Genomic DNA, 25,467 nt, shown 5'->3' with positions numbered 1-25,467 from the left:
GGCGGCCGCGCCGCCGCCGGTCTCAGCTGCGGTTGCTGTTCTCGATCACCGCGCACAGCGTCAGCGGGCCCTTGTCGGGCGACACCATCGCTGAGCAGGTGACCCGGGCCCCGCCGAGATCGACGTTGCTGTGCCTGAGCTTCGTGGCCGTCGCCTGGGCCCGGTGCGCGGCGTCGGTGATCACGGCGGCATCGATGCCGGTCACCGCGTGCCCGGCCTGCCCGAACAGGTCGTAGTAGCGGTCGGGCGGGTTCGCCCCGCGAAACTGCGCGCCCACAGAGGACAGGTTTGGCCCGCCGCAGGCCAGCGTCAGGGTCATGTCCGGACCGGCCGTGAAGCTCGCGTAGTCGCTCCGGCGCTCGGCCGTCTTGGCCGCCGTCTCGGCCGTGACCTTGTCGACGAGCGCGTCGCAGGACTGTGCCCGGACGGGGCCGGCGCCGGCCGAGAGGGCGGTGAGGACGAGGAGAGGCAGGAGCGCGCGCATGCCCGCGAGGTAGCGCGGCGGTCCGGAAAGGCGAGCGGCGCGGCGTTCCGGCGCGCCGCGCCCCACCCCGATGCGGATCAGGCGGATTCGCCTCGTCCCCGGACCAGAACGGGTCCCTCGCCGACGAGGAGGCGCCGCTTGAGGCGGGCGATGCCCTCCCGCTGCAACTCGCTGGGCGGGGAATGCGCGCTGGCCACCTGGGTCAGCATCGCGATCAACTCGCCCCGCTCGGACACCGTCAGCGCGTCGCGCAGCAGCGGCGCCAGGGCGTCGGCGACCTGCGAGAACGGGAGACGCGCCTGCGTGTAGCCCCAGGCCCTCTCGAAGGTGGCCGAGATCCGATCCACCTCGAGCGGACGCTCCATGTATTCGAGGATCCGCGTCTTCTCGCTGGCGGTGAGGGGGCTGCCGGTCCGGACCAGCTGGATCATCAGGATCACCGCCGCCAGGCGCGGGTCGCGGACGCGCTGCAACGGCGTCCCCACGAGGTTCTGGAAGGTCGAGACGGCGCGGCGCTGAAGCCCCTTCGTGTCCCGGTTGACCTCCTGCAGGCCCTTGACGGTCCCGTGCGTCCGCAAGATCCAGAACAGTCCCGCGACGATGATCCCGATGAGGCCGAGCAGGATCGGCATGAGCGTCCCCAGATCGAATCGACGCGGGACGCTCTCACGCACATCTCGGTGTGTCAAACCCGCGTCAATGCCTGCGAATGAACGCTGTGACTTGCGGGATCGCGCGCGCAGGCGACACATCCATTGCGCGCGACCTGGATCTACTTCACCGATGCGGCGACCGTCGGCGTCCGCGTGACGCTCTCGCGTGCTCAGCTGGCGGTCGCGGACGCGTCCGACGTGCCGAGCTCGAGGAGGACGATCTCCGGCGGGACGCCCATCCGCACGGGGATCCGGCTCATCCCGAAACCGCCCGAGACGATCATGTGGCGGCCGTCCTGGACGATGTGGCCGTAGGAGTAATCGTGGCCGCGCACCTTCCGGATGGCGGGGGCGTGGCCGAACAGCCGGACCTGGCCGCCATGGGTGTGGCCGGCGAGGGTCAGCGAGACGCGGTCGGGCACGGAGACGAAGATGTCGGGTTCGTGGGCCATCAGGATCACGGGCGCCGAGTCCGTGACCGCTCGCAGCGTCCGCGGCAGGTCGGCCAGGCTGAACGTGTTCCACGCGTTGAGGAACGGCAGCTGGTCGCCGAGCCCGGCCAGCCAGAACGGCCGCCCGTCCTTCACGAGGCGCACGGCCTGATTCTCCAGGACCGGGATGCCCTGCGCCTCCAGCAGGCGCCGCACCGCCGGAACGCCGCGGCCGGCCCGCTGGACGGCGTGGTCGTCCCACCAATCGTGGTTGCCGAGGATCGCGTGCGTGCCGAGGGGCGCCTTCAGCTCGGTCATCATCCGGGCGAACTGGTCGAGCGGCAGCTTGCGCCACGCGATGCGCCCGGCCGGGTAGTCGCCGAGCAGCAGGACCAGATCGGGCGCGAGGGCGTTGGTGGCCGCGACGATCTCCGCCACCCGGTCGAACGGCATGTACGGCTCGCAGATGTGGAAATCCGCCAGCACCGCCACCCGCAGGCGCAGCGCCGGATCCCAGCGCGGCAGGGACGGCGCGTAGGACGTGACCACCAGCCGGTGCAGCGGCTCGACGTCGAAGGCGTAGACGCCCGTCGCGGCGGTGAGGCCGGCGCCCACGCCGAGCCCGGTCAGGAACTGCCGGCGGCTCGGCATGATCAGCATCGCGATAAGACCTGTAGGCTCCAGAACCCGCCGGGGTCCCGCTAGGCGCGCAGTCCGGCGAAAGCGGGGCGGGCCGCCTTCACGGCCGCGAGACCCTGGCCCGAAACCGGTTGACGGAATGTGGCCTGCCGCCGCGCTCGGTCTATAAGGCAGTGTCTCGTCCAGCGAAGCGATCCGGAACAGATGTTGAACCGCCCCCTGCGCATCGGCACCCGCGGCTCTCCGATGGCGCTCGCGCAGACCGGGATGGTGCGCGACCGGATCGTGGCGGCCAATCCGGGCCTCGAGACCGAGCTGGTGGTCGTGACCACCGTGGCCGACAAGATCCTGGACCGGCCCCTGTCCGAGATCGGCGGCAAGGGCCTGTTCACCAAGGAACTCGAGCAGGCCCTGTTCGCCGGCGAGGTCGACGTCGCCGTGCATTCGATGAAGGATGTGGAGACCTGGCTCCCCGACGGTCTCACCATCGCCTGCATCCTCGCGCGCGACGACCCGCGGGACGCGTTCCTGTCGCCGCACGCCGACGGACTGGCGGGGCTGCCGGCCGGCGCCCGGGTCGGGACCTCGTCGCTCCGCCGCGGCGCGCAGGTGCTGATGCGACGGCCCGATCTCCGAGTGGTCCCGCTGCGGGGCAACGCCAACACCCGGATGCGCAAGCTCGAGGCCGGCGAGTGCGACGCGACGCTCCTCGCCATCGCGGGCCTGGAGCGCCTCGGCCTGGAGAGCATGGCGCGCAGCGTCCTGTCGGTCGAGGAGATGCTGCCGGCCGTGGCGCAGGGCGCCCTGGGCATCGAGTGCCGCTCGGACGACGCGGCGATCCGCGACCTCCTGGCGCCCATCGCCTGCGCGCGGACCACCATCGCGGTCTCGGCCGAGCGGGCGCTGCTCGCGGAACTCGACGGATCCTGCCGGACGCCCATCGCCGCCCTGGCGCAGATCGACGGGGACACTCTGCGGATCGACGGGCTGCTCTTCCTGCCCGACGGCAGCCGCCACTGGGCGGCGTCCCGGCAGGGGCCCGTCGCGGAGGCGGAGCGGATCGGCCGCGAGGCGGGCGCGGCCCTCAAGGCGGCGGCCGGCGCCACCTATACCCGCCACCTCCAGTGAGGGCCGGCCGATGCCCCGCGTGACTGTGGTCGACGTCTTCACGCACGCCGGCACGGGCGGCAATCCCTGTCCCGTCGTCTCCGACGCGCGGGCCCTCGACGCGGAGGCCATGCGGGGCGTCGCCCGGCGGTACGGCCACGAATCGGGCTTCGCGCTGCCGGCCGATGACCCGGCCCACGATCTGCACCTCCGCTTCTTCGTGCCGAACCACGAGATGGAGATGTGCGCCCACGCCACGATCGGCGTCCTGTGGGTGCTCGCCCGTGAGGGGCGCCTGCCGGTGGGGTCGGTCCGCATCGCCACCGGCAGCGGTTCCGTAACGGGGTTCGTCAGCCCGCGCGGCGCGGATGCTTGGAGCGTCGCGATCACGCAGTCGGTCGGCCGCGTGCGGCCCCTGACGGACGAGCAGAGCGCTGCAGTTCAAGCGGCGCTCGGAATCGGGCGCGACGCCCTCGCTGCGCGGCCGGTCCACAACGCTGTGACGTCGCGGGTCAAGACGCTCGTGCCGATGCGCGACGCGGCGGCGCTGAACGCCCTCGCGCCCGCCAGCGATGCCGTCGAGGCTGCCTGCACGCGGATCGGGTCGACCGGCCTCTATCCCTACGCCGTGCTGGACGGCCCGGCCCGGCTGTTCGAGGCGCGGCAGTTTCCCCGCGCCTCCGGCTATCCCGAGGACGCCGCCACGGGCATCGCGGCCGCAGCCCTGGCCTTCGGGCTGTTGCAGGACGGCCTCATCGAGCCGGACGACCGTCCGATCCGGATCCTGCAGGGTCGGGCTATGGGCCGCCTGTCCGAGATCCGGGTGCGGCTCGGCTTCGTGGACGGCCGCCCGGTCGGGTGCCTGCTTGAGGGCGACGTCGCGCTCGCCGAATCCACCGACCGCGTGACCGCGACGGATGAGGGCGGCCGGATCGCGGGGTAGTGGCTCACCCCGCCGTCACGGCCCGGAGGCCGCCGTCGGTAACCGTGGCCTCAATCCACCTTGCCGTCCCGGTCGCGGCGGATGCTGCGGCGGACCGCGATGAGCTGCCAGACCCCGACACCCAGCGCCAGGGCGAAGACGAGTCCGATATCGAGGGCGGCGAACAGCCCGTCGCGCACCGATGAGCCCCCGCCGCGTCGATCAGGACGGTGCGGAGCGGCCGAACGCCTCGCGCTCGCGCATCCGCTCGATCAGGTCGAGGACGTGCACGACCCGGCCGCCGACGTCCCACCAGGGCCGCAGCGCCGGGCGCGCGCGCATCGGCAGGACCGGCTCGGCCGCCACGGCCTCGATCAGGAACGCCGTCTCGGGAAGCGGGGCCGCGCCGAGGCCGGTCGCGTCCGCGGGCGTTCGGATCGCGCGGACGATCAGGGCGAGCTTCCGCGCCGTCGTGACCCGGGCGCGGTGGCGGACCGAATCGTAGCCCTGCGCCGCAACGACCCGGCCGATCTCGGCGTAGATCAGCCCCGCCGCCCGGATCGAGGGCCGGCAGCCGCGTGGCAGCACCGCGATGCCCGCCTCGGCGCGCGCGTAGAGGCTGTCCGCCTCGGCGAGGAGGCGGGCCACCACGCCGGCCAGGGCCGGGCTCGGCCGCGGATCGGCGAGGAACGCGTCCGGATCGAGCCCCGCCTCCCGCATCCAGTCCAGCGGCAGGTAGAGGCGGCCCATCCGCGCGTCCTCGCCGACGTCGCGCGCGATGTTGGTGAGCTGCATCGCGGCGCCGAGATCGCAGGCGCGGGCCAGCGCGTCGGGACAGCGGGTCCCCATGATCAGGGACATCATCGCCCCGACCGAGCCCGCGACCCGGGCAGCGTAGGCGTGGAGCGCCCCGAGATCGGCGTAGCGCCGGCCCTCGGCGTCCCAGGCGAAGCCCTCGATCAGCGCGCGCGGCAGCGCTTCCGGGATCGCGTGGGCCGCGACGATCTCCGCGAAGGCGCGGTCCGCCGGGGCGTCGGCGGGACGGCCCGCGTAGGCCTGGCCGATCCGGGCCTCGAGACGCGCCACGGCGCCGCGCCGGTCGGCCGGGCTCGCCGCATCGTCGACGAGATCGTCGGACAGCCTGCAGAAGGCGTAGAGGCCGTAAGCCGCCTCGCGCATGTCGGCCGGCAGCAGCTGGCCGGCCGCGAAGAAGCTCTTCGAGCCGGCCCGGATCGCCAACCGGCAGGCGGTCCGGTCGGCCGCGGCGGCGAATTCAGGCGGTAACGCGGGCATCGGGGACCACGCTGTCGAGGATGCGGGCGGAGGACAGCACCCCGGGGAGGCCGGCCCCCGGATGCGTGCCGGCCCCCACGAGGTAGAGGTTGCGGACTGCGCTCGACCGGTTGTGCGGACGGAACCAGGCCGATTGCGTCAGCACCGGCTCCAGGCCGAATCCGGAGCCCCGGTAGCTCAGGAAATCGTCCTGGAAATCCAGCGGCGTCGTCACCTTCGAGGTCACGATGGCCTCCGACAGGCCGGGCATCACGCTCGCCTCAAGCAGGGCGGCGATCCGGCGCCGGTACGGTTCGGCGAGGGTCTGCCAATCCTGGCCGCCGGCGAGGTTCGGCACCGGGGCCAGCACGTAGAAGGCGTCGCATCCCGGTGGGGCGAGGCTCGGATCGGTGGCGGTCGGACGGTGCAGGTAGAGGCTCGCGTCCTCGGCCAGCACCTTGCGGTCGAAGATGTCGGCGAGCAGGCCGCGGTATCGGGGCCCGAGCAGGATCGTGTGGTGATCCACCGCCGGGTAGCGCCGCTTGGTGCCGAAGTACCAGACGAACAGTCCCATCGACGAGCGGGCTCGCTGGAACCGCCCCGGGCTCCAGCGCTGCGCCTCCGGAAGCAGGCGCGCGTGCGTCACGGCCGAATCGGCGTTGGACACCACGACGTCGGCCGCGATCGCCTCGCCGCTGGTCAGGTCGACGCCGGTGGCCGCCCCCGCCTCGACCCGGATGCGCGCGACCTCGACGCCGAGGCGCAGGCGGCCGCCCTGCGACCGGATCAGCCGCACCAGCCCGTCGACCAGCTGCCCCGTACCGCCCATCGCGAAGTGAACGCCCCAGCGCCGCTCGAGGTCGGCGATCAGGCAGTAGATGGCGCTGGCCCGGAACGGGTTGCCGCCGATCAGGAGCGGATGGAAGCTGAAGACCGTGCGCAGCCGCTCGTCGCGGATGAAGCGCGCCACCACGTCGTACACCGAGCGGTGTCCCGAGAGGCGCAGCAGGTCGGGCGCGATCTTGAGCATCGCGCCGACGCTGCCGAACGGCACGTGTCCGAGCTGCTCGAACCCGATCCGGCAGACGGCGCGGCTGTGCGCCATGAAGCGCTCGTACCCCGCGACGTCGTCCGGCGCGAAGCGGGCCACCTCGGCGCGCATCCGGTCCACGTCGCCGCTGTAGGCGAAGGACGTGCCGTCGGCGAAGCGGATCCGGTAGAACGGATCCATCGGCACCAGCGTCACGTCGTCGGCGAGCCTGCGGCCGGCGAGCTGCCACAACTCCTCGAAGAGCTGGGGCGCGGTGACGATGGTCGGACCGGCGTCGAAGGTGAAGCCGTCCTGCCTGTGGACGCGGGCCCGTCCCCCGGGCTGCGCGAGGCGCTCCAAAACGGTGACGCGATAGCCGCGCGCGCCCAGCCGGACCGCCGCGGCGAGACCGCCGAAGCCCGAGCCGGCCACGACGGCGTGCGGGCGCCGATCGATCTCTTGCGCAACCCGATGGTCGACCGCGAGTGTCAGCATTGCTTGACACTATCGCGGTCCTTTCCCGCCGCGCAAGGACGAAATCATGCGCGTCCCTGGCGGCGATGGTCGCGTCAGAACTCGCCCGCGAGGCCGGCGCGGACACCGACAGCGTTGTCGCCGCCGTAGGCCACGCCGGCGGTCACCGCGATCGGGACGCAGCAGGTCGGCAACCGGTGCGCCACAGCGAGACCGCCGGCCCACTCGCCCCGGTAGGTCGCCCCGTTGGTGGCCCAGGTCGTCTTGCCCGGCGCCGACGGCATCGGCGCGGTCGCCATCGCGATGGCCATGGCGACGCCCTGCCGGGCCTCCTTCCGCGTCTGGATCGCGTAGCGCTGGACCGAGTCGGTCTTGGCTTCCAGGTTGTTGACCTGCGCCTGCACCGAATCGATCCGGTTGCCGAGGCCGGCGATCGTCGACGGTCCGTAGGCCGAGGCCGCGAGGTTACCGTTCGCGTCCGTGGTCACGAAGGCCGTCGCTCCGCTCTGGGCGGCGGCGCTCGCCTGCGAGGCGATGCCGGCCAGCGTGTAGGTGTTCGCGGAATTGCCGATCGCCACCTGGTTGGCCTGGGTCGTCTTCACGTTCGCGCCGATCGCGATCGTGTTGGCCTGATTGGCGGCCGCCCCGTTGCCGAGCGCGACGCTGTTGTTGCCGGCCGCCGAGGCGGCCGCACCGACGGCGGTCGAGCCGGTTCCGGTCGCGCCGGCGACGAAGCCCAGAGCGGTGCTGCCGGCTCCGGACGCCGCGGAGGCCGTGCCGATGGCCGTTCCGCCGAGTCCCTGTGCACTCGCCGCGTAGCCGAGGGCGACGCTGCCGGTGTTGGCCGCGCTGGCGCCCGTGCCGACGGCTGTCGAGGCCGTCCCGGCCGCGCTCGAACCGTAGCCCACCGCCAGCGCGTCGCTGCCGACGGCGATCGGCGCGGCCTGGTTGCTGGTGTTGTTGGCGGCGACGCCCGTGACGCTCGTGAGCTGAGAGAGCCTCAGCTCGTTGATGACGGTCTGCCCCTGGGACTGCGTCACGTTGCCGGTGATGATGTAGATGCCCTGATTGGACCCGCCACCGGTACCACCACCGGTTCCGCCTCCGCCGGTCCCACCCCCGCCGGTGCCGCCGCAGGTGCCGCAGCCGCCCGTTCCGGTCCCTCCCGCGGTTCCCAGGGTGAGACCGGTGCCGAGCAGCCCGTCTCCCGGACCGGTCGTGCCGACGAGCACGCCGGTCCCGAGCACACCCCCGCCGGTGGTCCCGACGTTGAGCCCCGTTCCGAGGACGCCGGTCCCGGGAGCGGTGGTTTCGACCGTCACGCCGGTGCCGAGCACGCTGCCGCCGGTCGTGGTCCCGACATTGACGCCGGTCCCGAGGACGCCGGTCCCGGGATTGGTGGTGCCGACCGTTACGCCCGTGCCGAGAAGCCCGCCATTGGTCGTCCCGACATTGAGGCCGGTTCCGAGCACGCCGCTGCCGGGGCTGCTCGTGCCGATCGTGAGCCCGGTGCCGAGGATGCCATTCGTGGTTGTATCCAGCGCGCCGCGCAGGAGCTGCGCCTGGGCGGGCGTCGCCAGGGCCGTGCAGAGCAGGAGCCCGGCCGCGATCGGGATCGCGCGGGCGGCGCCCGGACGGATGACAGCGATCATCGCAGTCCGCGGCGTAACCGGGACGACGGTCAAGGGACGCATCTGGAACTCCATTGCTGCGCGGCCGGGGAGCGATTCTGATCCGGCCCTGCAACCCGTTGGTCGGCAAGCAGGAACGAGGTGCAGCTTCTGGTAGAATGATTAACGCTAACTTTCAGTTGTATTTGGTTTCGTCGTTTCCCGTACAATGACGCGGTTCGCGGAGGTTGGCGCGCGCCCCGTGGCCCGCCTCAGAAAACGCGTGTTTGCGCGGCGATATCGCGCCGCAAAGGGGCTATAGGGGCTTGGAAATCCGAGCTTTCGGCAGGGAACGGACGCGTGATGGACGGTCGAGGTCAGACCATTTTCGTGGCGGGCCATCGCGGCATGGTAGGCTCGGCGATCGTGCGTCGCCTGCGTGAGCTCGGTCACGAGCGGATTCTCACGGCCGACCGCCGGACCCTCGACCTCCTCGATCAGGCCGCGGTCCGGCGCTTCTTCGCCGAGAACCGCATCGACCAGGTCTACCTCGCCGCCGCGCGCGTCGGCGGCATCCACGCCAACAACACCTACCCGGCCGAGTTCATCCACGAGAACCTGCTGATCCAGTCGAACCTGATCGACGCCGCGCACACGCACGGCGTCGACCGGCTGCTGTTCCTGGGCTCGTCCTGCATCTACCCGAAGCTCGCGCCCCAGCCGATGCGCGAGGACGCCCTGCTGACCGGGCTGCTCGAGCCGACCAACGAGCCCTACGCGATCGCCAAGATCGCGGGGATCAAGATGTGCGAGAGCTACAACCGGCAGTACGGGCGCCGCTATCGCAGCGTGATGCCGACCAACCTCTACGGCCCGAACGACAACTTCCATCCCGAGAACGCCCACGTGCTGCCGGCGCTGATGCGCCGCTTCCACGAGGCGAAGCGGGAGGGTGTGGCGAAGGTCACGGTCTGGGGCACCGGCCGGGCGATGCGCGAGTTCCTGCACGTGGACGACATGGCGCGGGCCAGCGTCTACGTGATGGAGATGGACGACGCGGTCTACGCCGCGAACACGCGCCCCGACCTGTCGCACATCAACGTCGGGACGGGTGAGGACTGCACCATCCGTCAGCTCGCCGAGGCGCTCGCGCGGGTGATCGGCTACGCGGGCGAACTCGCGTTCGACGCGACCAAGCCCGACGGGACGCCGCGCAAGCTGATGGACGTGTCGCGGCTGCGGGCGATGGGCTGGCGGCCGGAGATCGCCCTCGAGGACGGCCTGCGCCAGACCTACGGCTGGTTCCTGGAGAACCACGCGACGCTGCGGAGCTGACCGGGCCCGCCGTCGCGCCGCCCGGCTCACCGACCATCGCACAGCCACCGGGCATCCGCTCGGCGAGGAGACGGACCATGGCCCACCGGCCGCCCGACGACAGCGCGGACGCGCGACGGCGGAAGTTCCTGCAGAGCTTCCAGAATTTCGACGCGAACAGCCGGTTTCCCGCGCCCTACGCGCAGTTCGCCGGGAAGCCGCTGACCGAGGCGTCCGGTCAGGGCTGGCGCTACGACGCCCTCGGGTATCGCAACGACGCGCACGCGGACGCGCGGCCGCCCTCCGAAACGCTGCGGGTCTTCGTCGTCGGCGACAGCACGCTGATCGACGGCCAGGTCTTCGCCGACACCGTGCCCGGACGCCTGGAGACCGGGCTGAAGCAGGCGCACGGGCGCGGCGCGCGGGTCTACAATTTCGGCGCGGTCTCGGCCTGTCTCAACCAGATGATCGCCCTGATCACGACGCGGCTGATGGACCTGCAGCCCGACGTCATCCTAGTCGTCGGCGGCGCGACCGACATCTTCCAGCCGTGGAGCTTCGATCCGCGGGCCGGCGTTCCCTACAATCACTTCGCGAACGAGAGCCTCTACGACTACTTCTTCGACCCGAGGAAATCCGCCGAGGACGCGGAGGACCTGTCGTATGACGGCCTGCAGGCGATGATCTTCAATCGCCTCGAGAACCTGCGCGCGCTGACGAACTGGCAGTCCGACATCTGGGAATGGGAGGGGGTGCGGCAGTTCGAGCTGGCGCTCAGGCGCCTCGCGCGGCTCGCGCCCGGGATCGGCGCGCCGGTCCGGTTCCTCCTGCAGCCGACGGTCGTCCGCAAGGGGACGCTCGCGGGCGCGGAGGCCGGCGCCGCGTCCGGCGCGTTCCTCGCCTATCTCGACCGCCAGTACGAGCGCTTCGAGAGTGTCCTCGGGCGGCTGGACACGGCCGACCGGGCCTTCGCGGCGCGGAACCTGAGCCGGCTGTTCGAGGCCGACACCCGCGCCCTGTTCACCGACATCGTCCACGTGACTTCGGAGGGGCGCCAAGTGATGGCCGACCGTCTCCAGGCGGAGGTGGTCGAGACGGTCGGGGCGGCGACGGCCGCCTGAGCCATGGCCGAACCGATCGTCTTCGTGGGCGACTCGATCACGGAGCTCTGGGGCTTCCACCGGGCCGGCACTTTCGAGGCCTACGGCCTCATCCCCCGTGGCGGCTCCGGGCAGACGGCGCGCTGGATCACCATGCGGTTCGCCCGCGACCTCGCGGAGACCGGCGCCCGGGGCGTGCATCTCCTGTGCGGCGTCAACGATATCGGCCGCAACGAGGGTGTCTTCGTCCCGGTCGAGGAGATCTGCCGCACGCTCGCCGGCATGCTCAACGAGGCCCGCGCCCTGGGCGTGAAGGCCTGGATCGGCTCGCTCACGCCAGTGGACGGCATCCCGTGGAACCCGGAGGTGCGGGACGCCCCCGCCATGATCGCGGCGGTCAACGCGTGGCTCCGGGACCACGCCCACGAGCACGGCGCGACGTTCATCGATTACCACGCCGTGCTGGTGTCCGAGTCCGGCGGGCTCCGGCCGGATTACGGGACGGACGGGCTCCACCTGAGCCCGGCCGGATACGCGGCGATCGAGCCGTTGATGCTCCGGGCGCTGGGGCGCATCCCGGATGCCCCATCCGCCCCTGCCCTGTCGGTGAACGGTGCGCCCGCGAACACGGCCCGGTCCGTCCGCGCGCGCCTCATCGGCGCCGCGGTGGCGGCGGCGGCCCTGTTGGCCGCCATCGCCGCCCTGGTCCTCGAACTCCGCTGATCAGACCCGGCGCACCGCGCCGTGCGCCGCGCTCGTCGTGAGCATGGCGTAGGCGCGCAGGGCCGCGCTCACCTTCCGCTTGCGCGGCTTCGCCGGCTGCCAGCCCGCCGCCTCCTGGGCTGCCCGCCGCTGGTCGAGCTCCGCCGTCTCGACATCGAGGTGGATGCGCCGGTTCGGGATGTCGATGGCGATCCGGTCGCCGTCGCGCACGAGGCCGATGAGGCCGCCCTCGGCCGCCTCGGGCGAGACGTGCCCGATGGACAGGCCCGACGACCCGCCGGAGAATCGTCCGTCGGTGACGAGAGCGCAGGCCTTACCCAGACCCTTCGATTTCAGGTAGCTCGTCGGGTAGAGCATCTCCTGCATGCCGGGGCCGCCGCGGGGGCCCTCGTAGCGGATCAGCGCCACCTCGCCGGCCGTGACCTTGCCGTTGAGGATGCCGTCGACGGCCGCGTCCTGGCTCTCGAACACGCGGGCGGTGCCCGTGAAGGTCAGGATCGAGGCGTCGACTCCCGCGGTCTTCACGATGCAGCCCTGCTCGGCGAGATTGCCGTAGAGCACGGCGAGGCCACCATCCTGCGAGTAGGCGTGCGTCGCGTCGCGGATGACGCCGCCCTCCCGGTCCAGGTCGAGCTCGTCGAAGCGCGATTCCTGGCTGAATGCCACCTGGGTCGGCACCCCGCCGGGGGCGGCGCGATAGAAGTCCTGGACCGAGGCGGCCGGTTCGCCGCGCACGTCCCAGCGGGCGAGCGCCCCGCCGAGCGTTCCGGCCGAGACGTTGCCGACGCCGGTGTCGAGCAGGCCGGCCCGGTCGAGCTCGCCCAGGATGCCCATGATGCCGCCGGCCCGGTGGACGTCCTCCATGTGGACGTTGGCCACCGCCGGAGCGACCTTGCACAACACCGGCACCCGTCGGGACAGCCGGTCGATATCGGCCATGGTGAACGGAACCTCGCCCTCGTGGGCGGCGGCCAGCAGGTGCAGCACCGTGTTCGTCGAGCCGCCCATGGCGATATCGAGGGTCATGGCATTCTCGAACGCCTGGAAGCTCGCGACCGCGCGCGGCAGCACGCTGGCGTCGTCCTGCTCGTAGTGGCGGCGGGCCAGATCGACGATCAGGTGGCCGGCCTCGACGAACAGGCGCCTGCGGTCGGCGTGGGTGGCGAGCACCGAGCCGTTGCCCGGCAGAGCGAGGCCGAGGGCCTCGGTGAGGCAGTTCATCGAATTCGCGGTGAACATGCCCGAGCAGGAGCCGCAGGTCGGGCAGGCCGAGCGCTCGATGACGGCGACGTCCTCGTCGGAGATCCGGTCGTCGGCGGCCGCGATCATCGCGTCGACTAGGTCGACCTTCTTGGCGATGCCCGGGAGCTGGACCTTACCGGCCTCCATCGGGCCGCCCGAGACGAACACGGTCGGGATGTTGAGGCGCAGGGTCGCCATCAGCATGCCGGGGGTGATCTTGTCGCAGTTCGAGATGCACACCATCGCATCGGCGCAGTGCGCGTTGACCATGTACTCGACGGAATCGGCGATCAGCTCGCGAGACGGAAGCGAGTACAGCATCCCATCGTGGCCCATCGCGATTCCGTCATCGACCGCGATGGTGTTGAACTCCTTGGCGACGCCGCCGGCCGTCTCGATCTCCCGGGCGACGAGCTGGCCGAGGTCCTTGAGGTGAACGTGGCCCGGCACGAACTGCGTGAAGGAGTTCACCACCGCGATGATCGGCTTGCCGAAATCCGAATCCTTCATGCCGGTGGCGCGCCAGAGGCCGCGGGCACCGGCCATATTGCGGCCGTGGGTGGTGGTGCGTGAGCGATAGGCAGGCATCGAGAGCTTCGACTGGTTCAAAGGTGAAGGGCTTCTGCGCCCGCGCCCGCGCATCCGCAAGCGTCGCCGGGAGACCGGCACCCGTGGCATGCTTCTGGCGGATGGCAGGCGGGAGGGGCGGATCGCGATGACACAGGTGGATTTCCTCCGGCGCGCGATCGCGCAGGGTCAGGGCCGGGCCGAGGCCGATCTGGTCCTGAAGGGCGGCCGCTTCCTCGACCTCGTCACCGGCGATCTGGTGGCCTCCGACATCGCGATCTGCGGCGACCGGATCGTCGGGACCTTCGGGCAGTATCGCGGCGCCCGGGAGATCGACGCGTCCGGGAAGATCGTGGTGCCGGGTTTCATCGACACGCATTTCCACGTCGAGTCGTCGCTGATGCCGCCGCAGGAATACGAGCGGTGCGTCCTGCCGCACGGCGTCACCACCGGGATCTGCGACCCGCACGAGATGGCCAACGTGCTCGGCACCGACGCCTTCACGTGGTTCCTCAGATCCTCCGAGACGCTGGCGATGGACCTGCGGGTGCAGCTCTCGTCCTGCGTGCCGGCCACCGACCACCTGGAGACCTCGGGCGCCCGGATCGAGGCGCAGGATCTCCTGCCCTTCGCGACGCACCCGAAGGTGATCGGCCTCGCCGAGTTCATGAACTTCCCGGGCGTGCTGGCGGGCGATCCGGGCGTGCTGGACAAGCTCGCGGCCTTCCAGGGTCGGCACATCGACGGGCACGCGCCGCTCCTGCGCGGCCTCGCGCTCAACGGCTACATCGCGGCGGGCATCCGCACCGAGCACGAGGCGACATCGCCCGAGGAGGCCCGCGAGAAGCTGTCGAAGGGCATGACCGTGCTGATCCGCGAGGGCTCGGTGTGCAAGGACCTGCACGCCCTGGCGCCGATCCTGACCGAGCGGACGGCGCCGTTCCTGGCCTTCTGCACCGACGACCGGAATCCCCTCGACATCGCCGAGGAGGGGCACCTCGACTTCGTCATCCGCACGGCCATCGCCCTCGGCGTGCCGCCGCTGGCCGCCTACCGGGCGGCCTCCTGGTCGGCGGCCCGGGCCTTCGGGCTGCACGACCGGGGCCTCGTCGCGCCCGGCCAGCGCGCCGACCTCGTGGTGCTCGACGATCTCGCCGCCTGTGCCGTGTCGCAAGTCCTCAGCGCGGGCCGGCCGGTGGACGCCGCGCTCTTCGACGCGCGCGCGTCGATCGAGCCGATCGGCCGCCGGAGCGTGCGGGCGCGGCACGTGACGGCCGCCGACTTCGCCGCTCCGGGCTCCGGGCCGTCGACGCCGGTGATCGGCGTCGTGCCCGGCAAGATCATCACCCTGCGGCACGACCTGACCCTGCCCTATTCCGGCGGCGAGCGACGGATCGACCTCGACCAGGACGTCATCAAGGTCGCGGTGGTCGAGCGCCACGGCCGGACACAGCCGGGCGCGCGCGGCGTCGGGGTCGCGTTCGTGAAGGGGTTCGGCCTCAAGCGCGGCGCCATCGCCTCGTCGGTCGGGCACGACAGCCACAACATCACGGTGGTCGGGGTGGACGACGCCGACATGGCCGTGGCGGTGAACCGGCTCGGCGCGATCGAGGGCGGCTTCGTGGTGGTCGAGGGCGGCTTCGTGGTGGCCGAGATCGCGCTGCCGGTCGCCGGGCTCATGAGTCTCATGCCGTTCGACGCCATCCGCCGGTCGCTCGTAACCCTGCGCGAAGCGGCGCGAAGCCTGGAGGTCGTCCTTCCCGAACCCTTCCTGCAGGTGGCCTTCCTGCCCCTGCCGGTGATCCCCCACCTGAAGATCACCGATCGTGGGCTCGTCGATGTAGACCGCTTCGCGCTGATCGATCCTTGAAATTAGATTGCGCGCAATCTAAATGGGCTGTGCGGAGGCGAGTCGGCGCCTACATGCCGGCGGCATCCCCAAACCGGAGAGTCCCATGCCCGTAGACGTGAAGTACCGTACCACCGCCACGGCCACCGGCGGCCGCGACGGCGCCGCCCGGACTGCCGACGGCAGCTTCGAGGTCAAGCTCTCGACCCCGAAGGAGCTCGGCGGCGCGGGCGGTCCGGGCGCGAACCCGGAGCAGCTCTTCGCGTCCGGCTACTCGGCCTGCTTCCTCGGCGCCATGAAGGCCGTCGCGCCGTCGCTGCAGCTGAAGGTCCCGGCGGAGGCCACCGTGACCGCCGATGTCGGCATCGGCCCGCGTTCCGAGGGCGGCTTCGGCATCACCGCCGACCTGACCATCAGCCTCCCGGGCCTGGACCGCGCCGACGCGCAGAAGCTCGTCGACGCCGCCCATCAGGTCTGCCCGTACTCCAACGCGACCCGCGGCAACGTCAACGTCGGCCTGAAGCTGGCCTGATCCCGCCCGGGGCCGGCCCGCGGACGCGTCCGCGGGCCGCTTTTTTCGCGCGCGGCGCGACGGCGGTGCCGATCCCGGCCCAATCTCGGATGCGGACCGAGCGTCCGCGGCCGCTCACCCGTCGGCCCGGGCCCGCATGCAGACATGCCCCCCCGCGTCGAGGGTCACGCCCTCGAACGCCGTCCCGGCGACCCGCCCGCAGACCCGAAACACCTGGTTCGCCGTCATCGGCGCGATCCCGCGATAGGTGAACGTCCGCGGCACGCGTCCGAGGAGCGTCTCGGCGAGGTTCATCAGCAGCGTCGCCTGCATCGGGCCGTGCACGACGAGGTCGGCGTAGCCTTCCACCCGCGTCGCGTAGGGCTGGTCGTAGTGGAAGCGGTGGCCGTTGAAGGTCATCGCCGAGTAGCGGAACAGCAGCGTCGGGGTCGCCGGCACCTCCCAGATCACCGCGTAGGATTCGGAACCGTCGCGCTCGGGCGCGGCGCCGGTTCCCGTCTGTGCGCCCGCCGCCTCGCGGTAGACGATATCCTGCCGCTCGCGGATCGCGACGCCCCGTTCTGTCGAGACCGTGTGGTCGACGGTGACGAAGCACAGGCTCCCGCTCCGCCCGCTCTTGAAGGCGACGTCCCGCACGGTCTCGGTGCGCGTGACCGTGTCCCCCGCGCGCAGGTCCGAGAGCGTCTCGATCTCGCCCCCCGCCCACATCCGCCGGGGCAGCGGCACCGGGGGCAGGAAGCCGCCCTTGGCGGCGTGGCCGTCGGGCCCGAGGGAATCGGCCGGCGGCGTCTCGGGCGCGAGGCACCAGTGCAGGGCCGGCGGCGCGATCCCGTCGGCGACCGGCGCCAGGTGCGGCGCGAAGGTCGCGCGGAACTCGGCGAGGAGGCGCGGCGTGACGAGGTCGGACGCCGCCCGCGTCCGGCCGATCCAGGCGCTGAGATCGGTCATGTCAGTACGAGCGCGGCAGGCCGAGGACGTGCTCGGACAGGTAGGCGAGGATCAGGTTCGTGGAGATCGGCGCGACCTGATAGAGGCGCGTCTCGCGGAACTTGCGCTCCACGTCGTACTCCTCGGCGAATCCGAAGCCGCCATGGGTCTGGATGCAGGCGTTGGCGGCCTCGAAGGAGGCGTCGGCGGCGAGCATCTTGGCCATGTTGGCCTCGGCCCCGGGATTGGCCCCGCCCTCGTAGAGGGTCAGCGCCTCGCGGACCATCAGCTCGGCCGCGCGCATGTTGGCGTAGGCCTTCGCGATGGGGAACTGCACGCCCTGGTTGGCACCGATCGGCCGCCCGAAGACGGAGCGCTCGCCGGCATAGGCCCGGGCCCTGTCGATGAACCACTTGGCGTCGCCGACGCACTCGGCGGCGATCAGGATCCGCTCCGCGTTCATGCCGGACAGGATGTAGCGGAAGCCCCTGCCCTCCTCGCCGATGAGGTTCTGCGCCGGAACGCGGAGATTGTCGAAGAACACCTCCGTGGTGGCGTGGTTCATCATCGTGCGGATCGGCCGGATCGTCAGGCCGTTGCCCTTGGCCGCGCGCATGTCGACGAGCAGCACCGACAGCCCGTCCGTGCGCTTCATGCCCTCGGCCCTCGGCGTGGTGCGGGCGAGGAGCAGCATCAGGTCCGAGTGCTCGGCGCGGCTGGTCCAGATCTTCTGGCCGTTGACGACGTAGTGGTCGCCCTCCAGGCGGGCCGTCGTCTTCAGGCTGCCCGTGTCGGTGCCGGAGGTGGGCTCGGTCACGCCGAAGGCCTGGAGCCGCAGGCGACCCTCCGCGATGCCCGGCAGGTACTCGGCCTTCTGCGCCTCCGAGCCGTGCCGCAGCAGCGTGCCCATCGTGTACATCTGCGCGTGGCAGGCGCCGCCGTTGCAGCCCGCCCGCTGCACCTCCTCGAGGATCGCGGCGGCCGCCGAGAGCGGCAGGCCGGAGCCGCCGTACGCCTCGGGAATCAGCACCGACAGGTAGCCGCTCTCGGTCAGCGCGTTCACGAATTCGGTCGGGTAGGCCATCTCCCGGTCGAGGGCCCGCCAGTACGGTCCCGGGAAGCCGGCGCAGAGCTTGGCGACCGCCTCGCGGATCTCGGTATAGGCTTCCATCGGGGGCTCCTCAGGCCGTGCGGCCGCCGTCGACGGGGAGATCGACGCCGGTGATGAACGCCGCCTCGTCGGAGGCGAGGAACAGGGCGGCGGCGGCGATGTCGCTCGCCTCCGACAGGCGCCCGAGCGGGATCGTGGCGATGAAGCGGTCGCGGTTCTCGGGCGTGTCGAGGACGCCCATGAAATGCTCGAGGAGCCCCGTGGCGCCCATGACCGGGCAGAGGGCATTCACCCGGATCTTCCAGGGCGCCAGCTCCAGGGCCAGCGACTTCGAGGCGAGGCTCGCCGCACCCTTGGAGGCGTTGTACCACGTCAGACCCGGGCGCGGCCGCAGCGCCGCCGTCGAGCTGACGTTGAGGATCGCGCCGCCGCCCGCGTCGCGCATCAGCGGGGCGACTTCCCGGACGTAGTGGAAGATCGACTTCACGTTGACCCGGAAGACCCGGTCGAAATCCTCCTCCGTGACGTCCATCAGCGGCTTGTTGCGGTGGGTGGTGCCGGCGTTGTTGACGAGAATGCTCGGCACGCCGAAGCGCTGCCGCGTCTCGGCGACGCTGGCGGCAACGTCGGCGGCCAGACCGACATCGGCGGCGATCGCGATGGCGTTCTCGCCGAGCGCCGCCGCGACGCGCCCGGCCGCCGCGCCGTCGATGTCGACGCAGGCCACTTTTGCGCCCTCCGCGGCGAAGCGCTGGGCGATCCCGGCCCCGAAGCCGCTGCCCGCCCCCGTCACGAGCGCGATCTTGCCGTTCAGTCTCATCGTCTCCTCCCGCCCATTCCGATGCGCTGCCAGATCACTGTCCTCGAGCCCGGGGCGCGAATTCCGCGCGGATCCGCGCCCCGTGCTCGTCGATGGCCGGGACCGGCCCGAGGGCGCGGACCGCGCCGTCGATCAGCACCGGCGGCGCCACGATCCGGGCCGGCCCCGAAGGCGTCCGGACCTCCGCGCGGATCAGCGCGGGGTGCGTGGCGAGGTCCGCCAGCGTGTTGACGAAACCGTAGGCGGTGCCCGCCGCCTTCAGCCGGGCGGCGGCCGCGTCGCGGGTCAGCCGCACCAGCGCGGCGCCGATGCGCAGGTCGACCGCGGCGCGGTTGGCCACACGGGCGTTGTTGGACGCGAAGCCCTCGGCCCGGGCGAGCTCCGGCTCGCCGAGCACGCCGGCGCAGAAATTCGCCCACTCGCGCTCGTTCTGGATCGAGATCAGCACGAGGCTGCCGTCGGCCGTGGGGAAGGCGCCGTAGGGGCAGATCGACGGGTGCGCGAGGCCGACCCGCTGGGGCGCCTTGCCGGTCCCCTCGAAGTAGAGCAGCGGGACGTTCATCCAGTCGGCGGCGCCGCTGAACAGGCTGACCTCCAGGGCGCAGCCCTGCCCGGTGATCCCGCGGGCGATCAGCGCTTCGAGGACCGCGGCGTGGGCGTCCATCCCGCAGGCGACGTCGCAGACGGAGACGCCGACGCGGCCTGGCCCCGCCGGGTGGCCGGTGATCCCGGCGAGCCCGCTCTCGGCCTGGACCAGCAGGTCGTAGGCCTTCATGGCGCTGTAGGCATTGCCGGCGCCGTAGCCGGAGATGTCGACGGTGATCAGCCGCGGATAGCGCGCGCGCAGCTCCGCCGAGCCGAACCCCGCCCGGGCGGCCGCGCCGGGGGCGAGGTTCTGCACGAACACGTCGGCCTGCGCGAGGATCGCGTGCAGGAGGCGGGCGTCGGCCGGATCCTTGATGTCGGCGACGAGGCTCTCCTTGCCGCGGTTGAGCCAGACGAAGTAGCTCGCCAGCCCGTTGACCGCCGCGTCGTAGCCGCGGGCGAAATCCCCTTCCGGCCGCTCGATCTTGATGACCCGGGCCCCGGCATCGGCCAGCCGCGAGGTGCAGTACGGCGCGGCGACGGCCTGCTCCAGGGCGAGCACGGTCAGCCCTCGCAGCGGCAGGTTCTGGCTCATCCGCATCCTTCGGCGTCCCGCGGTCTCAGTGGGCCGGCAGCGAATGAACTGGAACGGCCAGACCGCCCGCCAAGCGGGCCACAGTGACAGGGTCGCCCGGCCATTGGCTTCGGGACGTCTCTCCCAGAGACTTCCAGCGTCTTCGCGAGCGCAGCGAAGCGATCCAGACGTGCCACGCTCACCGACGTCGCGCCGCCCTGGATCGCTTCGCTGCGCTCGCGAAGACGGCGGTCGGCCTCACTCAGCCGCGCGCAGCGCCGGCGGCCCGCGAACCTCCTCCATCGGCTCGGGATCGTCGAGCGCCGCGTCCACCGCCCGCGGCTTGTCGCGGAACGAGAAGCGGCGCGCCAGCCGGTCCAGGTAGATGTAGATCACCGGCGTGGTGAAGAGCGTCAGCACCTGGCTCACCGCGAGGCCGCCGACCATGGCGTAGCCGAGCGGCTGCCGGATCTCCGAGCCGGTCCCGGTAGCGACCATCAGCGGGATGCCGCCGAGCAGGGCCGCCATCGTGGTCATCAGGATCGGCCGGAAGCGCAGCAGCGCGGCCTTCCGGATCGCGACCTCGGGCGAGAGGCCCTCCTCGCGCTCGGCGACGATGGCGAAGTCGACCAGCATGATGCCGTTCTTCTTCACGATGCCGATGAGAAGGATGATGCCGATCAGCGCGATCAGGCTGAAGTCGAATCCGGCCCACATCAGCACCGCGAGCGCGCCGACGCCGGCCGAGGGCAGCGTCGACAGGATGGTGATCGGGTGGATGAAGCTCTCGTAGAGGATGCCGAGGATCAGGTAGACCACGAACAGGGCCGCCAGGATCAGCAGCGGCACCGTCGAGAGCGATTGCTGGAAGGCCTGAGCGGTGCCCTGGAAGCCGCTCACCACTGTCGGCGGGACCTGCAGCTCGCGCATCGCCCGGCCGATCGCCTCCGTGGCCTGCCCGAGGGCGACGTCGGGGGCGAGGTTGAAGCTGATCGTCACCGCCGGGAACTGGCCCTGGTGGTTCACCGCCAGCGGCGCCACCGGCTCCGTCGTCCAGCGGGCGAAGGCCGCGAGCGGCACCTGCCCGCCGCCGATCGGTGCCTTGATGTAGATCTTGTCGAGGCTCTCGACGCTGCCCTGGAGCGCCGGCAGCACCTCCAGCACCACGTGGTAGCTGTTCAGCTGCGTGAAGTACTGCGCGATCTGGCGCTGGCCGAACGCGTCGTAGAGCGTGTCGTCGATCAGCTGGGGCGTGATGCCGTAGCGCGAGGCGGCGTCGCGGTCGATCGACAGCGTCAGCGTCGTGCCGCGGGTCTGCTGGTCGGTGGCGACGTCGCGCAGCTCCGGCAGCGTCTTCATCTTGTCGAGGATGCGCGGCGCCCAGGTGTTCAGCTCGGCGAGGTCCGGGTCCTGGAGGGTGTACTCGAACTGCGTCCGCGAGGTGCGGCCGCCGGTGCGCACGTCCTGGGTCGCCTGGATGAAGGTCCGGATGCCCTCGACGCGTTCCAGTTTGGGGCGCAGCCGGCCGATCACCTGGAAGGCGTTGACGTCGCGCTCGTCGCGGGGCTTGAGCGTGATGTACATGCGCCCGGAATTGAGCGCCTGGCCGTTGCCGCCGAGCGACATGCCGACGGTGGCGACCGCGGGATCGGCCTGGACGATCGCGCCGACCTTCTCCTGCAGCGCCTTCATCGCCGAGAAGGAGATGTCCTGCGACGCCTCGGTGACGCCGATCATGAAACCGGTGTCCTGCTGCGGGAAGAAGCCCTTCGGGATGGCGACGAACAGGTAGCCGGTCAACGCCAGCGTGGCGAAGAAGACCAGCAGCGTGACGCGGCGGAAGCGCAGCGCGACGTCGAGGGCGTCGGCGTAGACCGCGAGCAGCCAGTCGAAGGCGGCCTCGCTCATGCGGTAGAGGCGGCCGTGGCGCTCGGCGTCGTGGGCCTTCAGCAGCCGCGAGGCCATCATCGGGGTCAGCGTCAGAGACACGAAGGCCGAGACCGCGATGGTCATCGACAGCACCACGGCGAACTCGCGGAACAGCCTTCCGATGATGCCGCCCATCAGCAGGAGCGGGATCAGCACGGCGATCAGCGACACCGAGATCGACACGATGGTGAAGCCGATCTCGCCCGCGCCCTTGAAGGCGGCCTCCATGGGCCGCATCCCCTCCTCGACGTAGCGGCTGATGTTCTCCAGCACGACGATGGCGTCGTCGACCACGAAGCCGACCGAGATGGTGAGCGCCATCAGCGAGAGGTTGTCGAGGGTGTAGCCCGCCATCCACATCAGCGCGCAGGCGCCGAGCAGCGCGAGCGGCACGGTCACGCTCGGGATCACGGTCGCCCAGAAGCTGCGCAGGAAGACGAAGATCACCCCGACGACCAGCACGATCGTCAGCAGCAGGGTGAACTGCACGTCCTCGACCGAGGCGCGGATGGTCTGCGTGCGGTCGCTCAGGATGCCGACCTTGATGGCGGCCGGCAGTGTGGCGGTCAGGCGGGGCAGCTGGGCCTTGATGCTGTCGACCGTGTCGATGACGTTGGCGCCGGGCTGCTTGAACACGACCAGGAAGATGCCGCGCTTGCCGTTGGTCCAGCCGGCCTGCTTGGTGTCCTCGGGGCCGGCGACCGCCTGTCCGATGTCGCGGACGCGCAGCGGCGCGCCGTCGCGATACGCGACGATGACGTCGTTCCAGTTGTGGGCCGCGGTGAGCTGGTCGTTGGCGTAGATGGTGTAGCTGTGGCTGCCGCCGTCGATGCTGCCCTTCGGGTTGTTGACCGTGGTGAGGGTGAGCTGCGCGCGCACGTCCTCCAGCGACAGGCCCTTGGCCACGAGCTTGGCCGGGTCGATCTGGATCCGCACGGCGGGCTTCTGCTGGCCGCCGATGAAGACCTGCGCGACGCCCGAGATCTGGCTGATCCGCTGGGCAAGCTGGACGTCGACCGCGTCGTCGACGTCGATCAGCGGCATGCTGTCGGACGTGGCCGAGAGCAGCAGGATCGGCGAATCGGCCGGATTGACCTTGCGGTAGGTCGGCGGGGTCGGGAGGTTCTTCGGGAGCTGGCCGCTGGCGGCGTTGATGGCCGCCTGGATGTCGCTCGCGGCGCCGTCGATGTTGCGGTTGAGGTCGAACTGGACCGTGACCGTCGAGATCCCGAGGGAGCTCGTCGAGGTCATCTGCGACACGCCGGGAATCTGCGAGAACTGCCGCTCGAGGGGCTGCGCCACCGACGAGGCCATCGTCTCCGGGCTGGCCCCGGGCAGCTGCGCGGTCACCTGGATGGTCGGGAAATCCACCTGCGGCAGCGGCGCGACGCCGAGCAGCGGGTAGGCCACGATCCCGAGGAACAGGATGCCGACCATGATCAGCGTGGTCGCCACCGGGAACCGGATGAACGGTGCCGAGATGCCGCCCTTCATGGCCGGGCCCCGCGCGGGGACGCGCCCGCCGTGAGGCGTCCCGCGCGCGTCACTGGACCGCCTCCGCCTGCGCGGTGTGGGCCGCGTGCGGATCGGCCACGAGGCTGCCGTCCTGCACCTTGTACTGGCCGGCGACGATCACCCGCTCGCCGGGCCGGAGGTCGCCGCTGAGAACGCGCGTCCGCCCCGAATCCGAGCGACCCGCCTTCAGCGCGCGCTGATGCGCCCGGCTGGCATCGTCCACCACGAAAGCGAACAGCCCGTCGGGCCCGTGCTGGATCGCGTCGTCCGGCACCGTCGTGGCGACCGCGACCGTGCCGACCCGCATCTTGGTCGAGACCGACAGGCCCGGCCACAGCGCGTGGTTCCTGTTCTCGTAGACGGCCTTGAGGCGGATCGTGCCCGTCGCGGTGTCGACCTGGTTGTTGAACAGGGCCAGCTTGCCGTCGGCGAGCTTGGTCAGCCCGTCCGACGTCCAGGCCTCCACCGGCACGTCACCGGCCTTGAGGGCCGCGGTGATGGCGGGCAGCTGATCCTCCGGGGCCGTGAACACCACGAAGATCGGCTCGACCTGGGTGATCGTCACGATCGGGGTCTGGCCGGCCGCGTTGACGATGTTGCCGATATCGACTTGCCGGAAGCCCGTGACGCCGTCGATGGGCGCGCGGATCGTGGCGTAGCCGAGCTGCGTCGTGGCGTTGTCGATGGCCGCCTGGTCGGACGCCACCTGCGCGGTGAGCTGGGCGACCAGGGCCGTCTGCGTCTCGGTCTGCTGCCGGGAGGCGAAGGCGCCCAGCCCGGTGTAGCGGACGAGGTCCGCCTTCGCGTTGCCGAGGTTGGCCGTGTCCTGCTCCTTCTTGGCCTTCGCCTGATCCAGCGCCGCCTGGTAGGGCCGCGGGTCGATCTGCACGAGCACGTCGCCCTTGCGGACGGTCTGACCCTCGCGGAACGCGACCTGCTGGATCTCGCCGTCGACGCGCGTGCGCACCTGAACGGTGTTGTACGCCTGGACGGTGCCGAGACCGTTCGACACGAGGGCGAACGGCCCCTGCTCGACCGTGCCGAGGGTGACGGGCACCGGCAGCGGGGCCGCCGCCCGGGACTTCACCGCGGGCTGATTCAGGCGCGTGTAGCCGTAGGCGCCGCCGCCCGCGACGGCGAGCAGCAGGAGGATCAGGCCGGCCGCGCCCGAGCGCTTCTTCGCCGGTTTGGTCGCGGCGCGACGCGCGTCGCCGTGGCGCCGGTCCGTGACCGTCTCGTCCGCGCGAGACTCGTCGCGGTCGTGCACGTCCTCACTCAGCATGCGCCGCTATCCGCCCGTTGATCCGACCGCTTCGCGGGCCGGGATAATTTTGCATTCAATAGCATACAATGGCCGCGCCGGACATCGCGGCGCTCCCCGGATCGCGGCAATGTTCCGTGAGCGGAAAGCGTGCTACCGCCGCCGAGAGTGGGCCGCGCCGCGGGGCCGGACGCCCCGCGCGGACGACAGGCGCCCGGCGTGCCCGCGCGGGATGGCCGCCGACGCCGCGCCGAGGATGTGAGACCGGGACGCCGCATGGCCTCGACCCTGGAACTGGACGGCCTGAACGAACTGCGCGACGCGCTGATCGAGGAGCGGCAGGTCATCGTCGCGTCGGTGCGAAAGCTGCGCGACGCGCGGCGGCAGAAGGGCACCTTCGTGCTGGGCGACGGCGCGGATGCCGGGCCGCGGCTGGTCGCCGTGCAGGAGCAGATCGTGGTGGTCGAATCCATCATCGCCGCGCTGACGCGATCCCGGGCCTGAGGTGCTCGCGGTCCGATCGGACGCACCCGTGCGGCGCCCGGGCCCTGGCCGATACCGGTCGGGATTGTCACAGTTCGGTGTCCGAGATGTTTCTGAGCGCTCGCGGCGTGCGCGGCCCCGTGCGGACACTGTTCGAGGCGGCGGGCGGCGTGGCCGGTCGCGTATTCATCGATTATCGTCAATAGATTATTGAATTCATGTCCGGGCAGGCGCCGAAACAGCGGCTCCGGATGCAATTCGGTCCAGCCGGATCATCGCCCCGGTCGATCGACCGCCGTCAGCCTCCCCATCC

General features: G+C 71.4%; 22 protein-coding genes. 8 read left to right on the top strand and 14 right to left on the bottom strand.

The window, feature by feature from the left end:
- Positions 1-22: 22 nt before the first annotated feature.
- The 3 genes from ACX9MN_RS10930 to ACX9MN_RS10920 form a co-directional block, all read right to left on the bottom strand.
- Complete coding sequence (locus ACX9MN_RS10930; RefSeq protein WP_489724409.1) at positions 23-484, bottom strand: ABC transporter ATPase; 462 nt, start codon at positions 482-484, stop codon at positions 23-25.
- A 77-nt stretch (positions 485-561) separates the two neighbouring features.
- Complete coding sequence (locus ACX9MN_RS10925; RefSeq protein ID WP_091676961.1) at positions 562-1,116, bottom strand: tellurite resistance TerB family protein; 555 nt, start codon at positions 1,114-1,116, stop codon at positions 562-564.
- 191 nt (positions 1,117-1,307) lie between these two features.
- The gene (locus ACX9MN_RS10920; RefSeq protein ID WP_091676964.1) at positions 1,308-2,228 is read right to left on the bottom strand and encodes a metallophosphoesterase; all 921 of its coding nucleotides are present in this window, start codon (positions 2,226-2,228) and stop codon (positions 1,308-1,310) included.
- A gap of 183 nt (positions 2,229-2,411) precedes the next feature.
- Here ACX9MN_RS10920 and hemC point away from each other — a divergent pair, with 183 nt between their 5' ends.
- Both hemC and ACX9MN_RS10910 read left to right on the top strand, forming a co-directional pair.
- On the top strand, positions 2,412-3,335 hold the full coding sequence (hemC, locus tag ACX9MN_RS10915) for a hydroxymethylbilane synthase (RefSeq protein ID WP_489724408.1): 924 nt from the start codon (positions 2,412-2,414) through the stop codon (positions 3,333-3,335).
- A gap of 10 nt (positions 3,336-3,345) precedes the next feature.
- Positions 3,346-4,257 (top strand): PhzF family phenazine biosynthesis protein, encoded by a 912-nt coding sequence (locus ACX9MN_RS10910; RefSeq protein WP_489724407.1) that lies wholly within the window; start codon positions 3,346-3,348, stop codon positions 4,255-4,257.
- Positions 4,258-4,307: 50 nt separating this feature from the next.
- On the opposite strand, the gene ACX9MN_RS10905 is transcribed toward ACX9MN_RS10910, so the two are convergent.
- From ACX9MN_RS10905 to ACX9MN_RS10890, 4 genes are all read right to left on the bottom strand, one after another.
- Entirely contained in the window at positions 4,308-4,436 is a 129-nt protein-coding gene (locus tag ACX9MN_RS10905) for a hypothetical protein (protein ID WP_280141588.1), read from the bottom strand.
- A gap of 22 nt (positions 4,437-4,458) precedes the next feature.
- Complete coding sequence (locus ACX9MN_RS10900; RefSeq protein WP_489724406.1) at positions 4,459-5,529, bottom strand: phytoene/squalene synthase family protein; 1,071 nt, start codon at positions 5,527-5,529, stop codon at positions 4,459-4,461.
- Positions 5,510-7,033, bottom strand: a complete 1,524-nt coding sequence (locus ACX9MN_RS10895; protein ID WP_489724405.1) for a phytoene desaturase — start codon at positions 7,031-7,033, stop codon at positions 5,510-5,512. Before ACX9MN_RS10895 ends, ACX9MN_RS10900 begins: the two co-directional genes overlap by 20 nt.
- Positions 7,034-7,107: 74 nt before the next feature.
- Positions 7,108-8,664: a hypothetical protein gene (locus ACX9MN_RS10890; protein WP_489724404.1), complete on the bottom strand. Its 1,557-nt coding sequence runs from the start codon at positions 8,662-8,664 to the stop codon at positions 7,108-7,110.
- Positions 8,665-8,985: 321 nt separating this feature from the next.
- Here ACX9MN_RS10890 and fcl point away from each other — a divergent pair, with 321 nt between their 5' ends.
- From fcl to ACX9MN_RS10875, 3 genes are all read left to right on the top strand, one after another.
- Entirely contained in the window at positions 8,986-9,957 is a 972-nt protein-coding gene (gene fcl / locus ACX9MN_RS10885) for a GDP-L-fucose synthase (protein WP_489724403.1), read from the top strand.
- A gap of 77 nt (positions 9,958-10,034) precedes the next feature.
- Positions 10,035-11,057 (top strand): SGNH/GDSL hydrolase family protein, encoded by a 1,023-nt coding sequence (locus ACX9MN_RS10880; protein WP_489724402.1) that lies wholly within the window; start codon positions 10,035-10,037, stop codon positions 11,055-11,057.
- 3 nt (positions 11,058-11,060) lie between these two features.
- A complete protein-coding gene (locus ACX9MN_RS10875; protein WP_489724401.1) occupies positions 11,061-11,759 on the top strand; it encodes a GDSL-type esterase/lipase family protein in 699 nt (232 codons plus the stop codon).
- On the opposite strand, the gene ilvD is transcribed toward ACX9MN_RS10875, so the two are convergent.
- Positions 11,760-13,589, bottom strand: coding sequence for a dihydroxy-acid dehydratase (ilvD, locus tag ACX9MN_RS10870; protein WP_489724400.1), 1,830 nt, complete (start codon positions 13,587-13,589; stop codon positions 11,760-11,762).
- Positions 13,590-13,716: 127 nt separating this feature from the next.
- Here ilvD and ade point away from each other — a divergent pair, with 127 nt between their 5' ends.
- Positions 13,717-15,438: an adenine deaminase gene (gene ade, locus ACX9MN_RS10865; RefSeq protein ID WP_489724399.1), complete on the top strand. Its 1,722-nt coding sequence runs from the start codon at positions 13,717-13,719 to the stop codon at positions 15,436-15,438.
- 85 nt (positions 15,439-15,523) lie between these two features.
- Positions 15,524-15,949 (top strand): organic hydroperoxide resistance protein, encoded by a 426-nt coding sequence (locus tag ACX9MN_RS10860; protein WP_489724398.1) that lies wholly within the window; start codon positions 15,524-15,526, stop codon positions 15,947-15,949.
- 114 nt (positions 15,950-16,063) lie between these two features.
- Here ACX9MN_RS10860 and ACX9MN_RS10855 read toward each other — a convergent pair whose 3' ends face one another.
- From ACX9MN_RS10855 to ACX9MN_RS10830, 6 genes are all read right to left on the bottom strand, one after another.
- A complete protein-coding gene (locus ACX9MN_RS10855; RefSeq protein WP_489724397.1) occupies positions 16,064-16,897 on the bottom strand; it encodes an HTD2 family dehydratase in 834 nt (277 codons plus the stop codon).
- 1 nt (position 16,898) lies between these two features.
- Entirely contained in the window at positions 16,899-18,047 is a 1,149-nt protein-coding gene (locus ACX9MN_RS10850; protein WP_489724396.1) for an acyl-CoA dehydrogenase family protein, read from the bottom strand.
- Between the two features lie 10 nt (positions 18,048-18,057).
- Positions 18,058-18,807, bottom strand: a complete 750-nt coding sequence (locus tag ACX9MN_RS10845; protein WP_489724395.1) for an SDR family oxidoreductase — start codon at positions 18,805-18,807, stop codon at positions 18,058-18,060.
- A gap of 34 nt (positions 18,808-18,841) precedes the next feature.
- Positions 18,842-19,987, bottom strand: coding sequence for a CaiB/BaiF CoA transferase family protein (locus ACX9MN_RS10840; RefSeq protein WP_489724394.1), 1,146 nt, complete (start codon positions 19,985-19,987; stop codon positions 18,842-18,844).
- A gap of 237 nt (positions 19,988-20,224) precedes the next feature.
- Positions 20,225-23,389: an efflux RND transporter permease subunit gene (locus ACX9MN_RS10835; protein WP_489724393.1), complete on the bottom strand. Its 3,165-nt coding sequence runs from the start codon at positions 23,387-23,389 to the stop codon at positions 20,225-20,227.
- A gap of 49 nt (positions 23,390-23,438) precedes the next feature.
- Positions 23,439-24,692, bottom strand: a complete 1,254-nt coding sequence (locus tag ACX9MN_RS10830) for an efflux RND transporter periplasmic adaptor subunit (RefSeq protein ID WP_447698724.1) — start codon at positions 24,690-24,692, stop codon at positions 23,439-23,441.
- Between the two features lie 255 nt (positions 24,693-24,947).
- On the opposite strand from ACX9MN_RS10830, the gene ACX9MN_RS10825 reads away from it, so the two are divergent.
- Positions 24,948-25,175, top strand: coding sequence for a hypothetical protein (locus ACX9MN_RS10825; protein ID WP_042673504.1), 228 nt, complete (start codon positions 24,948-24,950; stop codon positions 25,173-25,175).
- Positions 25,176-25,467 lie beyond the last annotated feature (292 nt).

The sequence above is a fragment of the Methylobacterium sp. 1A genome (genome assembly GCF_058072805.1).
This window is presented reverse-complemented; position numbering and strand designations above follow the sequence as displayed.